15 protein-coding genes are annotated in these 18,349 nt (G+C 59.3%); 8 read left to right on the forward strand and 7 right to left on the reverse strand.

The window, feature by feature from the left end:
- Positions 1-32: 32 nt before the first annotated feature.
- From ppx to I6L46_RS03740, 3 genes are all read right to left on the reverse strand, one after another.
- Positions 33-1,523 carry an exopolyphosphatase gene (gene ppx, locus I6L46_RS03730; protein ID WP_069555280.1) on the reverse strand — a complete coding sequence of 497 codons (1,491 nt, stop codon included), beginning with the start codon at positions 1,521-1,523 and terminating at the stop codon, positions 33-35.
- Positions 1,513-3,582: a polyphosphate kinase 1 gene (gene ppk1, locus I6L46_RS03735; protein ID WP_005350671.1), complete on the reverse strand. Its 2,070-nt coding sequence runs from the start codon at positions 3,580-3,582 to the stop codon at positions 1,513-1,515. The genes ppx and ppk1 overlap by 11 nt, the downstream gene beginning before the upstream one ends.
- A 74-nt stretch (positions 3,583-3,656) precedes the next feature.
- Positions 3,657-4,172: a glycine cleavage system protein R gene (locus I6L46_RS03740; RefSeq protein WP_005350673.1), complete on the reverse strand. Its 516-nt coding sequence runs from the start codon at positions 4,170-4,172 to the stop codon at positions 3,657-3,659.
- 196 nt (positions 4,173-4,368) lie between these two features.
- Between I6L46_RS03740 and I6L46_RS03745 the strand changes: the two genes are divergently transcribed.
- From I6L46_RS03745 to I6L46_RS03765, 5 genes are all read left to right on the forward strand, one after another.
- Positions 4,369-5,247, forward strand: coding sequence for a DUF2726 domain-containing protein (locus I6L46_RS03745; protein WP_216977427.1), 879 nt, complete (start codon positions 4,369-4,371; stop codon positions 5,245-5,247).
- 268 nt (positions 5,248-5,515) lie between these two features.
- Positions 5,516-6,937 (forward strand): sigma-54 dependent transcriptional regulator, encoded by a 1,422-nt coding sequence (locus tag I6L46_RS03750; RefSeq protein WP_199415889.1) that lies wholly within the window; start codon positions 5,516-5,518, stop codon positions 6,935-6,937.
- A gap of 106 nt (positions 6,938-7,043) precedes the next feature.
- Positions 7,044-8,078, forward strand: coding sequence for a PAS domain-containing sensor histidine kinase (locus I6L46_RS03755; protein WP_005334126.1), 1,035 nt, complete (start codon positions 7,044-7,046; stop codon positions 8,076-8,078).
- Positions 8,075-9,418, forward strand: coding sequence for a sigma-54 dependent transcriptional regulator (locus tag I6L46_RS03760; RefSeq protein WP_216977428.1), 1,344 nt, complete (start codon positions 8,075-8,077; stop codon positions 9,416-9,418). Before I6L46_RS03755 ends, I6L46_RS03760 begins: the two co-directional genes overlap by 4 nt.
- 141 nt (positions 9,419-9,559) lie before the next feature.
- Positions 9,560-10,321 (forward strand): Nif3-like dinuclear metal center hexameric protein, encoded by a 762-nt coding sequence (locus I6L46_RS03765; RefSeq protein ID WP_005350685.1) that lies wholly within the window; start codon positions 9,560-9,562, stop codon positions 10,319-10,321.
- A gap of 178 nt (positions 10,322-10,499) precedes the next feature.
- Here the strand turns inward: I6L46_RS03765 and purN are convergent, their stop codons facing one another.
- Complete coding sequence (purN, locus tag I6L46_RS03770) at positions 10,500-11,138, reverse strand: phosphoribosylglycinamide formyltransferase (RefSeq protein WP_164537140.1); 639 nt, start codon at positions 11,136-11,138, stop codon at positions 10,500-10,502.
- A complete protein-coding gene (gene purM, locus I6L46_RS03775) occupies positions 11,135-12,172 on the reverse strand; it encodes a phosphoribosylformylglycinamidine cyclo-ligase (protein ID WP_042080181.1) in 1,038 nt (345 codons plus the stop codon). The genes purN and purM overlap by 4 nt, the downstream gene beginning before the upstream one ends.
- A gap of 177 nt (positions 12,173-12,349) precedes the next feature.
- On the opposite strand from purM, the gene upp reads away from it, so the two are divergent.
- The 3 genes from upp to hda all read left to right on the forward strand — a co-directional run bounded on the left by upp (position 12,350) and on the right by hda (position 14,950).
- Complete coding sequence (gene upp, locus I6L46_RS03780; protein WP_005334115.1) at positions 12,350-12,976, forward strand: uracil phosphoribosyltransferase; 627 nt, start codon at positions 12,350-12,352, stop codon at positions 12,974-12,976.
- A gap of 150 nt (positions 12,977-13,126) precedes the next feature.
- The gene (locus tag I6L46_RS03785) at positions 13,127-14,146 is read left to right on the forward strand and encodes a DUF2066 domain-containing protein (protein WP_216977429.1); all 1,020 of its coding nucleotides are present in this window, start codon (positions 13,127-13,129) and stop codon (positions 14,144-14,146) included.
- A gap of 102 nt (positions 14,147-14,248) precedes the next feature.
- Positions 14,249-14,950: a DnaA inactivator Hda gene (gene hda, locus I6L46_RS03790; RefSeq protein ID WP_013723920.1), complete on the forward strand. Its 702-nt coding sequence runs from the start codon at positions 14,249-14,251 to the stop codon at positions 14,948-14,950.
- Between the two features lie 106 nt (positions 14,951-15,056).
- Here hda and aceA read toward each other — a convergent pair whose 3' ends face one another.
- Together aceA and aceB are read right to left on the reverse strand one after the other, a co-directional pair.
- Positions 15,057-16,370 (reverse strand): isocitrate lyase, encoded by a 1,314-nt coding sequence (aceA, locus tag I6L46_RS03795; RefSeq protein WP_005344572.1) that lies wholly within the window; start codon positions 16,368-16,370, stop codon positions 15,057-15,059.
- Between the two features lie 73 nt (positions 16,371-16,443).
- Positions 16,444-18,051: a malate synthase A gene (gene aceB / locus I6L46_RS03800; RefSeq protein WP_216977430.1), complete on the reverse strand. Its 1,608-nt coding sequence runs from the start codon at positions 18,049-18,051 to the stop codon at positions 16,444-16,446.
- Between the last annotated feature and the right edge of the window lie 298 nt (positions 18,052-18,349).

Genomic DNA, 18,349 nt, shown 5'->3' on the forward strand with positions numbered 1-18,349 from the left:
ATTGGGCTGCCTTTTGCATTTATCTTTCCGGTTTAGCCGAGCTGGAACAACAGTGGCCAGCCCTGCTCCTGGCAATAACGATGCTCCTTCTCCAGATTCTGCATCAGGAGACGGTTCTCCTCGCACCAGTCGATCGGCAGGGTCACGACCAGCTGATCCCCTTGCACTGCGACTTTCCACTCAGGCAGCAGGTTGTCCTGCCGCTTGTGGTGAGCGGCGACTGCGAGGCGCAGGATACGGATGCAACGCAGCACCGTCTGCATGTCGTGGTTGGGCAGGGGCGGCAGCTCGGAGAGCTTGAGCCCCTTGCGCTGAAAGCGTACCAGCGCCGCCAGCAGAGCCTGATCGTCCTGGTTGAAGCCGGGCAGGTCGGTGTGTTGCAGGATATAGGCGGAATGGCGGTGAATGCCGCTGTAGTTGATGGCAAGGCCAATTTCGTGCAGCCGCGCCGCCCAGCCGAGGATGGCGCGATAGGGCTCTACCTCCATCTGCCAGGGCTCTTGCAAGGCATCGAACAGCGTCAGCACGCTCTGCTCCACCCGGGCGGCTTGTTTGCGGTCCATCCGGTAGTGGGTACCGAGCGCCTGTGCCGTCCGTTCGCGAATATCGTGGTGCTGCAAGCGCTCCTCGAATTCATAAAGCAACCCTTCGCGCAGAGCACCATCGGAGTAGTCGAGCCGCTCGATGGGCAGCGAGGTAAACAGCCCGAGCAAGATGGCGACCGCAGCGGCAAACACCTCCTGACGCTCCTCGGTAAGCCCTGTCAGCTTGAGGTTATCGACTCGCTTGCGCTCAATCATCAGCGCCTTGAGCCGCTCCAGCCCTTCCAGCGTAATGCTGCCGTCAGTCAGCCCTTCACCCTGCAGCACGTCGCGCACGGTGCGGATCGAGCCTGAGCTGCCAAGGCAGCTCTGCCAGCCCAGCTTGCGGTACTGGTTGACGATGGGGGCGAGCTGGTGCTGCGCCTCCAGCACGGCATTGGTGAAGTGCTTGTCGCTCAGCTTGCCGCTGGCAAAGAAGCTCTGGGTAAAGCTGACGCAGCCCATCTTGCGACTGGTGAGGGCCTTGTGCTCAAACCCTTCGCCGATGATGAGCTCCGTGCTGCCGCCGCCGATATCGATCACCAGTACTTGGCCCTCGATATGCTGGGTATGGGCAACCCCCTGATAGATGAGCCGTGCTTCTTCCTGCCCGCTGATGATCTCGATGGGGTGGTTGAGCACCTTGGCAGCTTCACTCACAAATTCGCGGGCATTGCTGGCGCGGCGCAGGGTATAGGTACCTGCGATGCGGATCTGATCCGGCTTGATATTGGTGAGTCGCTCGGCAAACAGCGAGAGGCAGGCGAGGCCGCGTTCCATCGCCTCCGGGCTCATCCGCTTTTGCTCATCCATCCCTTCCGCCAGCCGCACCCGCTCCTTGATGCGATCGACGATGCGAAAACGCCCTTCGCTCAGATGGGCGATCACCATATGAAAACTGTTGGAGCCGAGATCCACGGCGGCATAGAGACTATTGTCCATTGTTTGACTCGATACGTTTGAGATAGTCGTAAATCGCCACCTGAGAGCGGATCTTGCGGCGGTTGCCCCGCTTCACATATTCGTTCTGCTGGTCGGCATCAATGACCCGCGCCTTGCAGGTATCACTCAGTTGTAGTTCGAGAATGTCCATGATGCGCTGCTTGAGGCGCTCATCATAAATGGGAGTGCCCACCTCGATCCGGCCGTCGATATTGCGGCTCATCCAGTCGGCGCTGGAGATATAGAGCTGGGGGTTGCCCTTGTTGTGGAATACCATCACCCGCGGGTGCTCGAGGAAGCGGTCGATGATACTGATCACCTTGATGTTGTCACTGAGGCCAGGTACGCCCGGACGCAGGGCGCACATGCCACGGATGATCATCTGGATCGGTACTCCCGCCTGCCCGGCGGCATAGAGCCGGTTGATGAGATCCTTGTCCACCAGATTGTTGATCTTGAGGATGATGCCGCTCGGCTGGCCCGCCTTGGCGTTGGAGAGCTCGTTGTCGATGAGACGGTAGAGCTGACGGCGGCTGTTGATGGGGGAGACCAGCAGGTGGTTGAATTTGTAACGCTTATAGGGGTACTCGATGTATTCAAACACCCCTTCCACTTCGGCGGTGATATCCGGATTGCGGGTCAGCAGCGAGAAGTCGGTGTAGATCTTGGCGGTCTTCTCGTTGAAGTTGCCGGTGCCGATATGGGCGTAGCGCACCGCCTCGCCATTTTCGTGGCGGGTGATGAGGCAGAGCTTGGAGTGGATCTTGAGGCTCGGCACCCCGAACACCACCTTGACCCCGGCATCGGTGAGAATATTGGCCCAGTCGATGTTGGCCGCTTCATCGAAACGGGCGCGCAGCTCGACCACCACGGTCACCTTCTTGCCGTTGTTGGCGGCATCGATGAGGGAGTGGATGATGCGCGATTTCTTGGCCACCCGGTAGATATTGATGCGAATGGCGCTCACCGCCGGGTCGAACGCCGCCTGGCGCACCAGCTCGGTGAAGTGGTGGAACTTGTGGTACGGGTAGTAGAGCAGGATATCCTGCTTGGTAATCGCATCGAAGGCGTTGACGAAGCCGTCAAAATCGCGGCAATCCAGCGCCGGCAGCTTGGGGTTTTCCAGATAGTCACGGCCCACGTTGGGGAAGCCAATGAAATCCTTGAAGTTGTGATAGCGTCCACCCGGCATGATGGCGTCGTAGGAGCTGATCTGCAGCTTGAGCTTGAGGAAGCTAATCATGGCAGCGGGCATCTCCCGCTCGTAGACGAAGCGCACCGGCATGGCGGTGAGGCGCTGCTTCAAGCCGTCACTCATCTTGTCCACCAGGCTCAAGTCCAGCTGGTCGGAGAGATCATATTCTGCATCCCGGGTCAGCTTCACCGCATAGGCGGCAATCTCGTCGTAGTCGAAGAAGCCCTTGAAGATCTCGTCGAGGCAGAAGCGGATGACGTTATCCAGAATGATGATCTGCTTCTTGCGGCGGGTCCCTTCCGGCGGCAGCTGGAAGAAGCGGGGCAGGTCGTCGGTCGGCACTTCCACCAGGGCGTACTGGATCACCTGACCGTTCTTCTTCATCTCGATGGCCAGATAGGTGTACTCATCCTTGAGGAATTTGACCGGATTGACCTCCTTGTTGAGCAGGATCGGGATGATGTGACGCAGCACCTTCTCCTTGAAGAAGACCCGCAGCCACTTCTGAATGGCATCGGAGAGCTGGTTCTCGTTGACCAGGAAGATGTTGTGGCGAGCGAGCGCAATCAGCAGCTCCTTGTAGGTGTTGTCGAACGCTTCACCGAGCGCCATCACTTTTTGCTGGATGGCGCGCAGCAGCACTTTCGCTTCATCGTCGCCACCATGTACTTCATTGATGAGGATGCGACGCTTGACGTCCGATACCCGTACCTTGAAGAACTCATCCTGGTTGGAGGAGAAGATCCCCAGAAAACGAACCCGCTCGATGAGGGGCACCGTCTTGTCCATTGCCTCTTGCAACACCCGTTCATTGAATGAGAGCCAGCTCAGCTCTTTCTCTTCATACTGCTTGTCGGTGCTCATCTTGTGCCTCTGTTTCAGGTCGCGTCTGCGCGGCAGTTATGGCGTTAATATATGACAAATAAATGACAGTATTGTTACTGCTCGCTGAACGCTTCGTCGATGTCGACCACCAGATCGTCGGAGAGGGATTCCAGCGCGGTGATAAGCGTATCCATCGCGAGCCCGTCGGGCAGGGCAACCAGCGCATGGGCATAGAAGAGCGGGGCGCCGGAGTGGGGAGCCGGTTCACAGCCGGTGGTGAGATCGGCCACGTTGATCTCGAGCTGGCGCAGGATGCTGGCTACTTCATGGACGATACCGGGGCGGTCGTTGCCGGTCACCGTCATCATGACTTGATGGGCTGGCTCGGTGGTCGGTGTCCCTTCGGCAAAGCTGATGGTCAGACCCGGTAGCAGGGCCAGTGCTTCGCACAGGCTGCGATAGTGCTCATCGGGGACAGAGACATGGAGGATACCGGCAAACTGTCCCGCCAGTTCGCTCATGGCGCTGCCCAGCCAGTTGCCCTGCTCGCGGCTGATGACTGCAGCCAGACTCTCGACGATCCCGGGTTTGTCTGCACCGATCACGGTGACCACCAATTGCTTTTGCATCCTGCTCTCCTTGAAATGGGATTTCTTGCTCTATCCCTATTGTGCCTGCTGGGGCTGGTCATATGAACCCCCGCCTGCTGACAAATAGATAAAAAGACGGGACTTTTCACTTTCCATACACGGGTCTGCTGCCTTGCTCCGTGGCGGCTGTGGTAAAGTGATCCCCCTTTCGTGTCGTGAACTGGATCGTGCTCTCATGAATACCCTTGTCTTATCGGGATTATTGTTGCTGGCGCTGCTTGTGCTGGCGATCTTCTGGAGCAGAGGCAGACAGCAAAAGCGCCTGCCCTATGATGTGCAGGAGACCTTGTTCAGTCCCGCCGAGCGCTCCTTCCTCGGGGTGCTGGATCTGGCGGTGGGTGACAAGGCCCGGGTCTTTGCCAAGGTGCGGGTGGCCGATGTGCTGACGCCGCAGGCCGGGATCGGCAAAAGCAAATGGCAGCAGTACTTCAACAAGATCAGTGCCAAGCATTTCGACTATCTGCTTTGCCACCCCGCTGATCTCTCCTTTATCTGCGCCATCGAACTCGATGACAGCTCCCACCGTCACCAGAAGCGCAAGGCGCGGGATCTCTTTCTGAAAACAGCCTGCGACAGCGCCGGTCTGCCGTTGCTGCAGATCCCGGCAAGTGCCAGCTATCTGGTGGAAGAGCTGCGCGAACAGATCCTGCCGCTGCTGGTCAAAACCAGCGAACCGGTGATTGACGATCTGCCGCACGGGGCGCGCCGCGAGCCGACTTTCAACCCTCTGTTGCTGGACGGCGTGGATGTTGGTGCCGGGATGCGTGGCCGCACTCCCCATGCCGAGGCGATCTCGCCCGCGCCATTTCACGAGCCCGTCATCCAGTCCAAGGGGGTGGTGGAGACGTCGCAGAGTGAGGGTGAGCTGGTTGATAGCCTGTTCGCCGATGTGGAGGATGATGAAGAGCACGAGGTACACCACTGCCCTCGTTGTGATGCACCTCTGGTGGAGCGGGAGGCGAAAAAAGGCCCCCACGCCGGTCGACTCTTTCTTGCTTGCAGCCGTTTTCCCGAGTGTCGTTACGCGGCGCCGCACCATCATAATCGTCACTGAATGCGCTTCACCGTGTCCCATGCTGCCCTCTGACGAGGGCAGTTTTCTTTCCGCCATTGGCGGCGTTTGTTAACGGCGCCAACGCAGAAAATTCCTCGGCAAAATTTATCTAATCTCCCGTTTCTGTCGATACACTTAGCCTGAATACGACAATTTTTGACAATGTGTCGGAATTTTGGCACTTTGTGTGCCTGCAAAAAGACAGTCAGTAGCTGTTTTATCATTAAATAAAACAATAAGTTAGTTCAGGACATCGCGAGGAATGGATATGGTGGAGATGGGCGTGTTGATTGTTGATGCCGATGCGCAGCGGCGCCAACAGTTGGGAACCGTGCTCTCGTTTATGGGGATCCCGTGGCAGGAGGTGGCACAAAGCGATCTGGATGTGGCCATCGAATCCTCCGGTCCGCTGCAAGGGGTGCTGGTGGGTGAGCTGACCGACCGTCCCTTGTCAGAGCTGCTGGCTGCTTTCCCCCGTACCCCCTTCCTCTCGCTGGTTGAGGCCGATCTGCCCAACAGCAACTTTATCGGGGTCGCGCTCTCGCCTTTTACTTATGAATCCCTCACCCGTCATCTGCACTTCTGTCAGGCCTTTGTATCCTTGCATCCCCGTCAGCAGACCCATGACAAGGGGCAGGCCCTGCTGCGTTTGCTGGTGGGTAAAGGGAAGGGGATCCAGGAGGTGCGTCGGCTCATCAGCCAGGTAGCCGAGACCGATGCCAACGTGCTGATCCTCGGGGAGTCTGGTACCGGTAAAGAGGTGGTGGCTCGCGCTATCCACGAACTCTCTTCCCGAAGCCAAGGCCCCTTCGTGCCCATCAACTGCGGCGCTATTCCGGCCGAATTGCTGGAAAGTGAACTGTTTGGCCACGAGAAGGGGGCGTTTACCGGCGCCATCGCGGCTCGTCGCGGTCGCTTCGAGCTGGCGCAGGGGGGCACCCTGTTCCTCGACGAGATCGGCGACATGCCGATGCCGATGCAGGTCAAACTGCTGCGGGTATTGCAGGAGCGGTTGTTCGACCGGGTCGGTGGCGGCAAGCCCATTCAGGCCGATGTGCGCATCATAGCGGCGACCCACCGGGATCTGGAGGCGATGATCCGCACTCAGGGTTTTCGTGAAGATCTCTACTACCGCCTCAACGTCTTCCCCATTGAGACGCCGCCGCTGCGGGATCGCATCGACGACATCCCGCTGCTGCTGCAGGAGCTGCTCAATCGCCATGCCGAGCAGCACCACGGCTTTATCCGGCTGACCCAGCGGGCGCTGGAGTCACTGATGCAGTACCCCTGGCCTGGCAACGTGCGCGAGCTCTCCAACCTGCTGGAGCGGCTGTTGATCCTCTACCCGCACCAGATTGTCGATGTGGCCGATCTGCCGAGCCGTTATCGCCTGCTGCCGAGCGAGCCGCGGGATGAGCGGCTGACCGAGATGGATGAGCGGGATGCGCTGGCGGCAGTGTTTCAGGATCCGCCCGAGCTGGAGCACGCCCTCGCCTCGGCCCGCACCATGCAGCTGCCGGAGGAGGGGGTCAACCTCAAAGAGATGCTGGCCGACCTCGAAGTGGAGCTGATCCGTCAGGCGCTGGAGTCTCAGGACGGGGTGGTGGCCCGCGCCGCCGATCTGCTCGGCATGCGCCGTACCACTTTGGTGGAGAAGATGAAAAAGTACGGGATGAGCAAGGACGTCTGAGGGTCAAAGCCTTGACGCTAATGCGCAATACATTGTTTTAATTCATGTAATTTAGTGGCATGGAAATTGAATAACCTGACCCAATAGCCAGTTTGAGGTCAGGTTTATGACAATCCAGCAGCAGGACATGCCACTCCAGTCCCACGAAGTGAGCCAGCTCTATGCCATCTTCAAGGCGCTCCCCACCGGGGTGTTGCTGCTTGACGGGGCTGGGGTGGTCACCCGCGCGAATCCGGCGGCCATCTCTCTGCTGGGGGAGCCGTTGGAAGGGGAGCTCTGGCGCCACATCATTGCCCGCTGCTTTGAGCCGCGGGAGGATGATGGCCACGAGATCTCCCTGCGCGACGGGCGCCGGGTCCAGCTCTCGACCCAACCGCTGCCGGATCAGCCCGGCCAGCTGGTCTTTATCAATGACCTGACCGAAACCCGCAAACTGCAAGACCGCATCAACCACATGAAGCGGCTGTCGGCGCTGGGCAATATGGCGGCCTCGCTTGCCCACCAGATCCGCACGCCGCTCTCCGCTGCCATGCTCTATGCCGCCAACCTGGCCAACCGCACCCTCAAGCCGGAATCTCGCACTCAGTTTCAGCAAAAGTTGATGGCCCGTTTGCAGGATCTGGAGAAGCAGATCAACGACATCTTGCTGTTTGCCCGCAACGGTGACAATCAGGTGGTCACCCCCATCTCGGTACAAGGGCTGCTAGCCGAAGTGCAGGCCGGTGCCGAGGCCTTCTGTCAGCAACAGGGCTGCGAGCTGCACATGGAGGCGCCGGAGCCCGATCTCTGTCTGCTGGCCAACAGCAGCGCGTTGGCGGGAGCCATCAACAATCTGATTGCCAATGCCCAACAGGCAGGGGCTACCTCGCTGCTGGTCAGCGCGGTACGCAGTGGCGCCCGGGTGGAGATGCGGGTCATTGATAATGGCAAGGGGATCCCTTCCCATCAGCTCGGTCAGGTATTCGAACCCTTCTTTACCACTCGCTCCCAGGGCACTGGTCTCGGGCTGGCGGTGGTGCAATCTGTAGTGCGTGCCCATCAGGGGGAGGTTGGTGTGGCCTCGGTTCCCGGTGAAGGCACCTGCTTTACTCTGTCGTTCCCCCTGCACCAGCAACCGGTGCAGCTTGGAGGTGTAGCATGACACAGGCCAGGATCCTGGTAGTTGAAGATGACAATGGCCTGCGCGAAGCGCTGGTGGATACCCTTTTGCTCGGCGGTTATGAGTGCCGTGAAGCGGACAGCGGCGAGCGGGCTCTGCTGGCCCTCTCCCGTCAGCCGTTTGACATGGTGATCTCCGATATCCAGATGGGGGGGATGGACGGCCTCACCCTGCTGGCTACTATCCGCCAGCAATATCCGCAGATACCTGTGCTGCTGATGACCGCCTACGCCAATATCGATGGCGCGGTGCGCGCCATGCGTGAAGGGGCCATCGACTATCTGGCCAAGCCGTTCTCGCCGGAGGTGCTGCTCAATCAGGTCAGCCGCTATGTGCCCGCCCAGAAGGTGGAGAAACGCGCCGTGGTCTACGGGGATCCGAAAACTGCCGAGCTGTTCCAGCTGGCGACCCGTGTTGCCAGAAGCGAAGCGACCGTGATGGTGACCGGCCCGAGCGGGACGGGTAAAGAGGTGCTGGCCCGTTACATTCACGATAACTCCAGCCGCGCCGAGCAACCTTTCGTCGCCATCAACTGCGCCGCCATTCCGGAAAACATGCTGGAGGCGACCCTGTTTGGCTACGAGAAGGGGGCCTTCACCGGTGCGGTGCAGGGGTGCCCCGGCAAGTTCGAGCAGGCGCAGGGGGGCACTTTGTTGCTTGACGAGATCACCGAGATGGATCAGGGGCTGCAAGCCAAGTTGCTGCGGGTGTTGCAGGAGAAAGAGGTGGAGCGGCTCGGCAGTCGCAAGATGATCCCGCTGGATGTGCGGGTCATCGCCACCAGCAACCGGGATTTGAAAAAAGCGGTGCAGGATGGCCTGTTCCGCGAAGATCTCTACTATCGCCTCAACGTCTTTCCGCTGCGCTGGTCTGCCCTGTGCGAGCGGCCCGGCGACATTCTGCCGCTGGCGGAGCACCTGCTGGCGCTTCATGCCAGTCAGCAGGGGTTACCGACACCACAGTTGACGGATGCCTCGCGGGATCGGCTGCTGGCCCACCCCTGGCCCGGCAACGTGCGGGAGCTGGACAACGTGGTACAGCGTGCCCTGATCCTCAGCTCCGACGGGGTGATCGATGGGGAACACCTCATTCTGGAAGAGCTAGACGAGCAGGAGATGGAGTTTGTCAGCGTGGAGCGCAGCTATGGTGGCGATCGCCTCGGCAGCGAGCTCAAGCAGCAGGAGCACCAGATCATCCTCGACACCCTGCAAGATTGTAACGGCAGCCGCAAGGCGGTGGCCGACCGACTCGGCATCAGCCCGCGCACCCTGCGCTACAAGCTGGCCCAGATGCGGGAGGCGGGGATCGATCTGCCAGCCTGAGGCCGGGAGGGAAACCGCACTGTGTGGGGGCTGTCATGGTCTTGATGGCCCGGCTCGATTATCATGGGGCCCTTGGCGCTTTGAGCCTGGGCCCTGTTTTTATTGGTAAAGCAGGGGACCGAGCCTTAATAAGGGACCCCTATGATCTCTCATCGAAAACTCGAAACCGTACTGAACCATCTGCTTGAACCGCACGCCATCAAGGATTACTGCCCCAACGGCTTGCAAGTGGAGGGGCGTGAGCGTATTCGCAAGGTAGTGACCGGTGTCACCGCCAGTCAGGCGCTTATCGACGCGGCGGTGGCTGCCGAGGCCGATGCCATTCTGGTCCATCACGGCTACTTCTGGAGCGGTGAACCGGCCCAGATCACCGGCATGAAGCAGCGTCGGCTCAAGACCCTGCTGACCCACGATATCAACCTGTTTGCCTACCATTTACCGCTGGATGTCCATCCCGAGGTGGGTAACAACGCCCAGCTCGCCAAGCTGCTCGACATCAAGGTGCGTCGTGGTCTGGAGCCGTGGAACAGCAAGAGCGTCGCCATGGTGGGCAAGCTGGAAGAGCCGATGAGCGGCCGCGATTTTGCCAAGCTGATTGCCGAGCGCCTTGGCCGCGAACCACTCTATTGTGGCGATACCGGCCCCGAGCTTATCCGTTCCGTGGCCTGGTGCACCGGCGGCGGTCAGAGTTACATCAATCTGGCGGCGGAGCAGGGCATCGATGCCTTTATCTCCGGTGAAGCCTCAGAGCAGACCATTCACACCGCCCGCGAGATGGGGATGCACTTCTACGCCGCGGGCCATCACGCTACTGAGCGTTACGGCGTCAAGGCGCTGGGGGAGTGGCTGGCGACCGTGCATGGGCTGGATGTGACCTTTATCGATATCGACAATCCGGTCTAAACCTGTCCACGATCTGGCTACGAAACCGTGATCAAGGCTCATGTGCTGCTCTTCACCTTGTTGACGGTTTCTCGCTGCAGGTCGTGAACAGGTTTAAGCCTGTGCCTGTGGTGGGAAAATTCAGGAAATAAAAAGGAGGCCATCGGCCTCCTTTTTCACATTTCGACAAGACGTCTGCTTACTCGCAGGCGTAACCAGCGGGGCCCAGCAGGGCGCCATCCAGTTGCACGGCACCATCTACCATCTGCAGCCTGCCTTCGCAGAACCAGCGAACCACCAGCGGGTAGATGCTGTGCTCCTGCGCCTGCACCCTTGCTGCTACCTCGTCCGCAGTGTCCCCTTCAAAGATGGGCACGCGGGCCTGCAGGATAACCGGGCCCCCGTCCAGCTCTTCGGTGACAAAGTGGACACTGGCGCCGTGTTCACTGTCACCGGCATCTATGGCGCGCTGGTGGGTGTGCAGGCCCTGATACTTGGGCAGCAGGGAGGGGTGGATATTGATCATCCGCCCGGCGAAATGGCGCACCAGATCGCCGCTCAATATCCGCATAAACCCGGCCAGCACCACCAAGTCCGGCTGATAGTCTGCCATCAGCGCCAGCAGGGCGGCGTCGTACTCCTCTCGGCTGGCAAACTGCTGCTGGGCCAGAATGGAGGTCGCCACCCCCGCTTCTTTGGCGCGAACCAGACCATAGGCATCGGCCTTGTTGCTGATGACGCCGACCACTTCACCGACAATCTTACCGCTTGCGCAGTGGTCGAGGATCGCCTGCAGATTGCTACCGCTGCCGGAGATTAGGACGAGGATCCGCATCATTTGATGACGACCTGCTCCTCACCGTCTGCTGCCTTGGCGATATGACCGATGTGCCATGCGTTCTCGCCTTCCGCTTTGAGCAGGGTCAGCGCCTTCTCCAGCTGATTGGCAGGCAGGGCGATGATCATGCCGACACCGCAGTTGAAGGTGCGATACATCTCGTGACGGGTGACGTTGCCAGCCTGCTGCAGCCAGCTGAACACCGCCGGCCACTGCCAGCTCTGCTCGTCGATCACCGCTTGAGTATTGGCAGGCAAGACGCGGGGGATATTCTCCCAGAAGCCGCCACCTGTGATGTGGGAGAGGGCGTGGATCTCGCACTCCTTGATGAGCTTGAGCACAGGTTTCACATAGATGCGGGTCGGCTCCAGCAAGGCATCTGCGAGGGTGCGGTCACCCAGCGGCTGATGCACGTCGGCTTTGGAGACTTCCAGAATTTTACGGATCAGGGAGAAGCCGTTGGAGTGAGGGCCGCTGGCGGCCAGGGCGATCAGGGCATCCCCTTCACCGACCTTGCTACCGTCGATGATTTCGCTCTTCTCCACCACACCGACGCAGAAACCGGCGATGTCGTAGTCTTCCCCTTCATACATACCCGGCATCTCGGCGGTCTCGCCGCCCACCAGGGCACAGCCTGACTGCTCGCAACCGGCACCGATCCCGGTGACCACCGCGGCCGCGGTGTCCACGTCCAGCTTGCCGGTTGCATAGTAGTCGAGGAAGAACAGCGGCTCGGCGCCCTGTACGATCAGGTCATTGACGCACATGGCCACCAAATCGATGCCCACGGTGTCGTGCTTCTTCAGGTCGATGGCCAGCCGCAGCTTGGTGCCCACACCATCGGTACCGGAGACCAGTACCGGCTCCTTGTAGCCCGCAGGGATTTGACACAAGGCCCCAAAGCCGCCAAGACCACCAAGGACTTCAGGACGACGAGTGCGCTTTGACACGCCCTTGATACGTTCAACCAGTGCATTGCCGGCATCGATATCTACGCCAGCATCCTTGTAGCTCAGTGAGGTTTTGTCAGTCACGAGTATTCCCCGTCATGTAAAGAAGTGGAGGGTAAAATTCGGGGCGTATTCTAACAGTGGCGGTGAAAAACCAGAAAGGAAATCGTTTGCGCGTTTTTGCGCGGAAATGCTCTACAAGCGGTGGCTTTTGTTGTATGATTCCGCGATTTTTTTTGCGGCAGGTTAGAGGAGATAATAATGAAAGTCGTTGAAGTCAAACACCCCTTGGTCAAACACAAGATCGGTCTGATGCGTGAAGGCGATATCAGCACCAAGCGTTTCCGTGAACTGGCCAAAGAAGTGGGCAGTTTGTTGACCTATGAAGCGACCTCTGACTTCGAAACCGAGAAGGTTATCATCGATGGCTGGAATGGGCCAGTAGAAGTTGACCAGATCAAAGGCAAGAAGGTAACCGTCGTACCTATCCTGCGTGCCGGCCTTGGCATGATGGATGGCGTGCTGGAGCACATGCCGAGCGCCCGCGTCAGCGTGGTCGGTATCTACCGTGATGAAGAGACCCTGCAACCGGTTCCCTATTTCGAAAAGATCGTCAGCAACATCGAAGAGCGTCTGGCGCTGGTCATCGATCCGATGCTGGCCACCGGTGGTTCCATGATCGCCACTATCGATCTGCTGAAGAAGAAAGGCTGCCAATCCATCAAGGTGCTGGTACTGGTTGCCGCGCCGGAAGGGATCAAGGCGCTGGAAGCCGCTCACCCTGACGTAGAGCTCTATTGCGCTTCTGTCGACCAGGGGCTGAACGAGAAAGGCTACATCGTGCCGGGTCTGGGCGATGCAGGCGACAAGATCTTCGGTACCAAATAAGTTAATGCCTTGACCCGCTTCCCATGTGGAAGGGGTGATCGGAGCCGGCGCATCGCCGGCTCTGCTGTTTGTGGCCGCTTGTGCCAGCCTTGCCGCAGGATGCGCCTTGCCGCTACCATAAGCACACTCTCCCATTTCGAGACTCTGTTCATGTTCAAACGTGTTGTGACCGCCCTCTGCTGCGGCTTGTCATTCATGGCCTCGGCCGCTCAGGTGACCGACCTCTATCAGGGCAAGGCCCCGACCAGTGGTGACATGGTGGCCGCTCAGGGGCAGGCACTGGGTCAGGTGCTGATCAAGGTGACCGGCAAGCGTGACATCCTCACCCAGCCGGTGGTGGTCAAGGCGCTGGCGGCCCCGGGCGACTATGTCAAAAGCTATGGTTATCAGGATCAGGACTCCGTCAAGTATCTGAAAGCCGAGTTCAAGAGTGACAAGGTCAACAGCCTGGTTTCCGAGAGCCAGTTTGCCCTGCTTGGCCCGGCTCGTCCCCAAATGGCCATCTGGCTGGTGGTGGATCAGGGTGAGCGTCGCTTGCTGGCGGATCAATCCAGCGATGGTTGGGCGCAAGCCTTGCGCGAGCAGGCCCAGATGCTGGGGCTGCCCATCAGCATTCCGCTGATGGATCTCGATGACAACATGGCGGTCAGTGCCACCGACGTCTGGGGACGCTTTGCCGACCCGATTTTGCAGGCAAGCCAGCGCTATGGCGCCGAGATGGTGGTGCTGGGCAAGCTGACACCGGAAGGTGACAAGTGGAGCATCGATTGGGGACTCTACGGCCCCAAAGCGGCCGGTGAAGTGACCGAGCTGACCCGTGGCAATAGCACCGGCACTCAGGCCGAAGTGGCGCAAGGGTTTGCTGATAACCTGGCGGCCTGGCTGGTGAAAAACTACGGTGCCCGCATTTCTGGTCCGGCAACCAGCCAGACCCTGGTGGTGGATGGTCTCTCCGAAGTCGACAGCATGATCGCCGTGCAGAAGATGCTGCAGGGGATGGCCAACGTCAGCAAGGTGGCGATCGGCAAGCTGGAGGGGGACCAGGTCACCTTCCACTTTACCCTGCAAGGGGATCAAGCCGAACTGGTGCGGGCACTGCAGCTCGAGAGTCGTTTGCGCAAGGTTGACGATAATGGCAGCGGTTTGCGTTACCAATGGTCGCAGCCCTGATTTTATAAGGCTTTTGTAGACCGCCCGGCTTGTCCGGGCGGTTCTCTATCTGCCTTTGCGATGATACACTTAGCCACAAATGTCACAGTCAAAGCCCAACGAGTGAAGCAACCGGCCCAACTGTCTTTAGCCGTACAACTACCGGATGATGAAACCTTCGTCAGTTTTTATCCCGGCAACAATGCTCATCTGATCACCGCCCTCAAAAACGCGGCCATCGGTCAGGGATCGCCTTTCCTCTATTTCTGGGGAGCCAAGGGATCCGGACGCTCTCATCTGCTCCACGCCACTTGTGCCGAGGTCAACGCCCGCGATGCGGCGGCGGCCTATCTCTCCCTCGATCAGTTTGAACAGCTCGACCCCAGCATGCTTGATGCCCTCGAAAGCTTGCCGCTGGTTTGTCTCGACAGCCTTGAGGCGATCGCCGGCAATGCCGTGTGGGAGCGGGCGCTGTTTGATTTCTACAATCGCTGGCAGGAGAAGGGCGAGGGGACGCTGGTGGTCACTGGCTGCAGCGCGCCGCGCAAGCTGGGGCTGCAACTGCCGGATCTCGCCTCGCGCCTCGACTGGGGGGTGAGTTTCCATCTCGAAGAGCTGGATGACGAAGGCAAGCTCAGTGCCCTGCAGCTGCGTGCCGAGCTGCGGGGCTTCAAATTGCCCATCGATGTGGGCCGCTTCCTGCTCAACCGACTCTCCCGCGATATGCGAACCCTGCTCACCACTCTCAATCAGCTCGACAACGCCTCATTTCGCGCCAAGCGCAAGCTGACCATTCCCTTTGTCAAAGAGATCCTCGAGCTCTGAGCCTCTCGACTGTGTGCGGTTGTGCGCCTGACTTTCGTTTGAATTACAGATAAAAAGAAACCCCGGCTTCAGGCCGGGGTTTTGCTATTTCAAGGCAGCTCTCTTATTAGTGGAACTGATCTTCTTCGGTGGAGCCGGTCAGCGCGGTGACCGAGGATTGGCCACCCTGAATGACGGTGGTCACCTTGTCGAAGTAACCGGTACCGACCTCCTGCTGGTGTGCCACGAAGGTGTAGCCACGGCTGGCGGCGGCAAATTCCGGCTCCTGCACCATCTCGACGTAGTGCTTCATCCCTTCGCCACGGGCGTATTGGTAGGCCAGTTCGTACATGTGGAACCACATGTTGTGGATACCCGCGAGGGTGATGAACTGGTACTTGTAGCCCATGTCGGAGAGCTCCTGCTGGAAGCGGGCGATGGTGGCATCGTCCAGATTCTTCTTCCAGTTGAAGCTAGGGGAGCAGTTGTAGGCCAGGATGCGATCCGGGAACTTGGCCTTGATTGCTTCGGCAAATTTACGTGCTTCGTCCAGGTCCGGCTTGGCGGTTTCACACCACACCATGTCGGCGTAGGGGGCGTAAGCCAGACCGCGAGCGATGGCCTGATCGATACCGGCACGCACCTTGTAGAATCCTTCAGCAGTGCGCTCACCAGTCAGGAAGTCTGCATCGTACGGGTCGGCATCGGTGGTCAACAGGTCAGCGGCGTTGGCGTCGGTACGGGCGATCACCAGGGTGGTGGTGCCGCACACATCGGCTGCCAGACGGGCGGCAACCAGCTTTTGCACCGCTTCCTGAGTCGGTACCAGCACCTTGCCGCCCATATGACCGCACTTCTTGACTGATGCCAGCTGATCTTCGAAGTGCACGCCAGCGGCGCCTGCTTCAATCATTCCCTTCATCAGTTCGAAGGCGTTCAGCACGCCGCCGAAACCGGCTTCCGCATCGGCCACGATCGGCAGGAAGTAGTCGATAAAGCCCTCATCCTGCGGCCCAACCTTGTTGGCCCACTGGATCTGGTCGGCACGGGCGAAGGAGTTGTTGATACGCTCCACCACGGACGGTACAGAGTTGGCAGGGTAGAGGGATTGATCCGGATACATGGTGGAGGACAAGTTGTTGTCCGCCGCCACCTGCCAGCCGGAGAGGTAGATCGCCTCGATCCCCGCCTTGGCTTGCTGTACTGCCTGACCACCGGTCAGGGCGCCGAGGCAGTTGACGTAGCCTTTCTTGGCGTCGCCGTGGATCAGACCCCACAGCTTGTCGGCTCCACGCTGGGCCAGGGTGTGCACCGGCTGCAAGCTGCCGCGCAGGTTCACCACGTCTTCGGCGCTGTAGCCGCGCTTGATCCCTTTCCAGCGGGGGTTTTCCGCCCAGTCTTTCTCGATAGCCTGGATCTGTTGCTCACGGGTCAGTGCCATATCAGTTCCCTCTTTCATTGATTTCACGTTTCCATTGACTTGTTATTGGCGAGCCCCGCTGGGGGCCCGTGATTCAGAGCCGCTCGTAACCGGGCAGCGTCAGAAAATCGATCAGGGTATCGGCGCAGGTGATCTCTTCCATCAGCTCGCTTGCCTCGGCAAAGCGTCCTGCCTGCCAGCGCGCAGTACCCACCTCGGCTTTGACCACCTCCAACTCCTCGGCCAGCATCTGGCGGAACAGCTCTTTGGTCACCACCTTGCCATTCGACAGACTCTTGCCGTGGCGGATCCACTGCCAGATGGAGGTGCGGGAGATCTCGGCGGTGGCGGCATCTTCCATCAGACCGTAGATGGGCACGCAGCCGTTGCCGTTGATCCAGGCCTCCAGATATTGCAGGGCGACCCGGATATTGGTGCGCATCCCTGCCTCGGTGCGCTCACCCTCACAGGGGGCCAGCAGGTCGGCGGCGGTGATGGGGGCATCCTGCTCGCGCAGCACGCCAATCTGGTTCTTGGCGCCAGCCGCAATGGTGGCGTTGAACACCGCCATGGCGGTATCAGCGAGGCCAGGGTGGGCGACCCAGGTACCGTCGTGGCCGTTGTTGGCTTCGCGCTCCTTGTCGGCCTTGACCTTGGCGAAGACCTGCTCGTTGACGGCAGCGTCCTTGGCCGGAATAAAGGCGGCCATGCCACCCATCGCCAGCGCACCGCGCTTGTGACAGGTCTTGATCAGCAGCCGCGAGTAGGCGGAGAGGAACGGTTTGTCCATGGTCACCACCTGACGATCAGGCAGTACCCGATCCGGATGGTTCTTCAAGGTTTTGATATAGCTGAAGATGTAGTCCCAGCGGCCGCAGTTCAGCGCGACGATGTGATCCTTCATTTGATAGAGCAGCTCATCCATCTCGAACACGGCCGGCAGGGTTTCAATCAGCACGGTGGCCTTGATGGTGCCGCGGGGCAGACCGAACTTGTCCTCGGTCCAGGCGAATACCTCGCTCCACCAGCGCCCTTCCAGATGGCTCTGCAGCTTGGGCACGTAGAAGTAGGGGCCGGAGCCTTTGGCCAGCAGCGCCTGATAGTTGTGCAGGAAGTAGAGGGCAAAATCGAACAGGCCTCCGGGGATGGGCTCGCCATCGAAAGTGACATGTTTTTCCGGCAGGTGCAGACCGCGCACCCGGCAGATGAGCACTGCCGGATTGGGGTTCAGGGTATAGGCCTTTCCTTCCGGACTGGTGTAGGAGACGGTACCGTTGACTGCATCGCGCAGGTTGATTTGACCCTCGATCACCTTGTTCCAGGCGGGGGCCAGTGAGTCCTCGAAGTCCGCCATAAACACCTTGACGTTGGCGTTGAGGGCGTTGATCACCATCTTGCGCTCGACCGGGCCGGTGATCTCCACACGGCGGTCTTGCAGGTCGGCGGGAATGCCGCGAATGGTCCAGTCACCGTCACGGATGTGGGCGGTTTCCGGCAGGAAGTCCGGTAACTCGCCGCCATCGATACGGGCCTGACGTGCCACACGTTGTTTCAGCAATTCCCCTCTTTGGGGAGCAAAACGTTCCACCAGTTCGGAGACCAGAGCCACCGCGTCCGGCGTCAGAATTTGCGCGTATTCGGGTAGCATCTCGCCCTGGATGCGAAGGCGAGCGCTGCAGTGGGTCTGAGCCGGTGCCGACATAAGGTTCACTCCTTTGAGAATTACATTTTGAACTTACTAACTACGACTAAAGTCGAATCCCTGTTCCTGAAACGTTCCCGCAACAACGGGGTAACACGATTGATAAGGTGCGAAATATTGTTGAGTACGTCAACAGTTTTTTTTAAACACCTGTTTTTTGGATATGGTTAAGTTGATGTTTTTTATTGCTTTATTTGGTTGGTATAAAAGCTCTACGCAGATGGTTATGCTCCTGCTTTTTCCCATCTGACAACGGCTAATTTGGGCCGTTACCCTGCCCCTTACCTTGTAACTTATT

Source organism: Aeromonas sp. FDAARGOS 1416 (assembly GCF_019048085.1).
GTDB classification, from domain to species: Bacteria; Pseudomonadota; Gammaproteobacteria; order Enterobacterales; family Aeromonadaceae; genus Aeromonas; species Aeromonas veronii.

What these genes read in the sequence shown, in the direction of transcription:
- aceB (WP_216977430.1), bottom strand. Translation starts at nt 18,051, where the DNA reads ATGTCGGCACCGGCTCAGACCCACTGCAGCGCTCGCCTTCGCATCCAG.
- purN (WP_164537140.1), bottom strand. Translation starts at nt 11,138, where the DNA reads ATGATGCGGATCCTCGTCCTAATCTCCGGCAGCGGTAGCAATCTGCAG.
- I6L46_RS03745 (WP_216977427.1), top strand. Translation starts at nt 4,369, where the DNA reads ATGAATACCCTTGTCTTATCGGGATTATTGTTGCTGGCGCTGCTTGTG.
- I6L46_RS03760 (WP_216977428.1), top strand. Translation starts at nt 8,075, where the DNA reads ATGACACAGGCCAGGATCCTGGTAGTTGAAGATGACAATGGCCTGCGC.
- I6L46_RS03740 (WP_005350673.1), bottom strand. Translation starts at nt 4,172, where the DNA reads ATGCAAAAGCAATTGGTGGTCACCGTGATCGGTGCAGACAAACCCGGG.
- I6L46_RS03765 (WP_005350685.1), top strand. Translation starts at nt 9,560, where the DNA reads ATGATCTCTCATCGAAAACTCGAAACCGTACTGAACCATCTGCTTGAA.
- upp (WP_005334115.1), top strand. Translation starts at nt 12,350, where the DNA reads ATGAAAGTCGTTGAAGTCAAACACCCCTTGGTCAAACACAAGATCGGT.
- ppx (WP_069555280.1), bottom strand. Translation starts at nt 1,523, where the DNA reads ATGGACAATAGTCTCTATGCCGCCGTGGATCTCGGCTCCAACAGTTTT.
- I6L46_RS03750 (WP_199415889.1), top strand. Translation starts at nt 5,516, where the DNA reads ATGGTGGAGATGGGCGTGTTGATTGTTGATGCCGATGCGCAGCGGCGC.
- I6L46_RS03785 (WP_216977429.1), top strand. Translation starts at nt 13,127, where the DNA reads ATGTTCAAACGTGTTGTGACCGCCCTCTGCTGCGGCTTGTCATTCATG.
- ppk1 (WP_005350671.1), bottom strand. Translation starts at nt 3,582, where the DNA reads ATGAGCACCGACAAGCAGTATGAAGAGAAAGAGCTGAGCTGGCTCTCA.
- aceA (WP_005344572.1), bottom strand. Translation starts at nt 16,370, where the DNA reads ATGGCACTGACCCGTGAGCAACAGATCCAGGCTATCGAGAAAGACTGG.
- I6L46_RS03755 (WP_005334126.1), top strand. Translation starts at nt 7,044, where the DNA reads ATGACAATCCAGCAGCAGGACATGCCACTCCAGTCCCACGAAGTGAGC.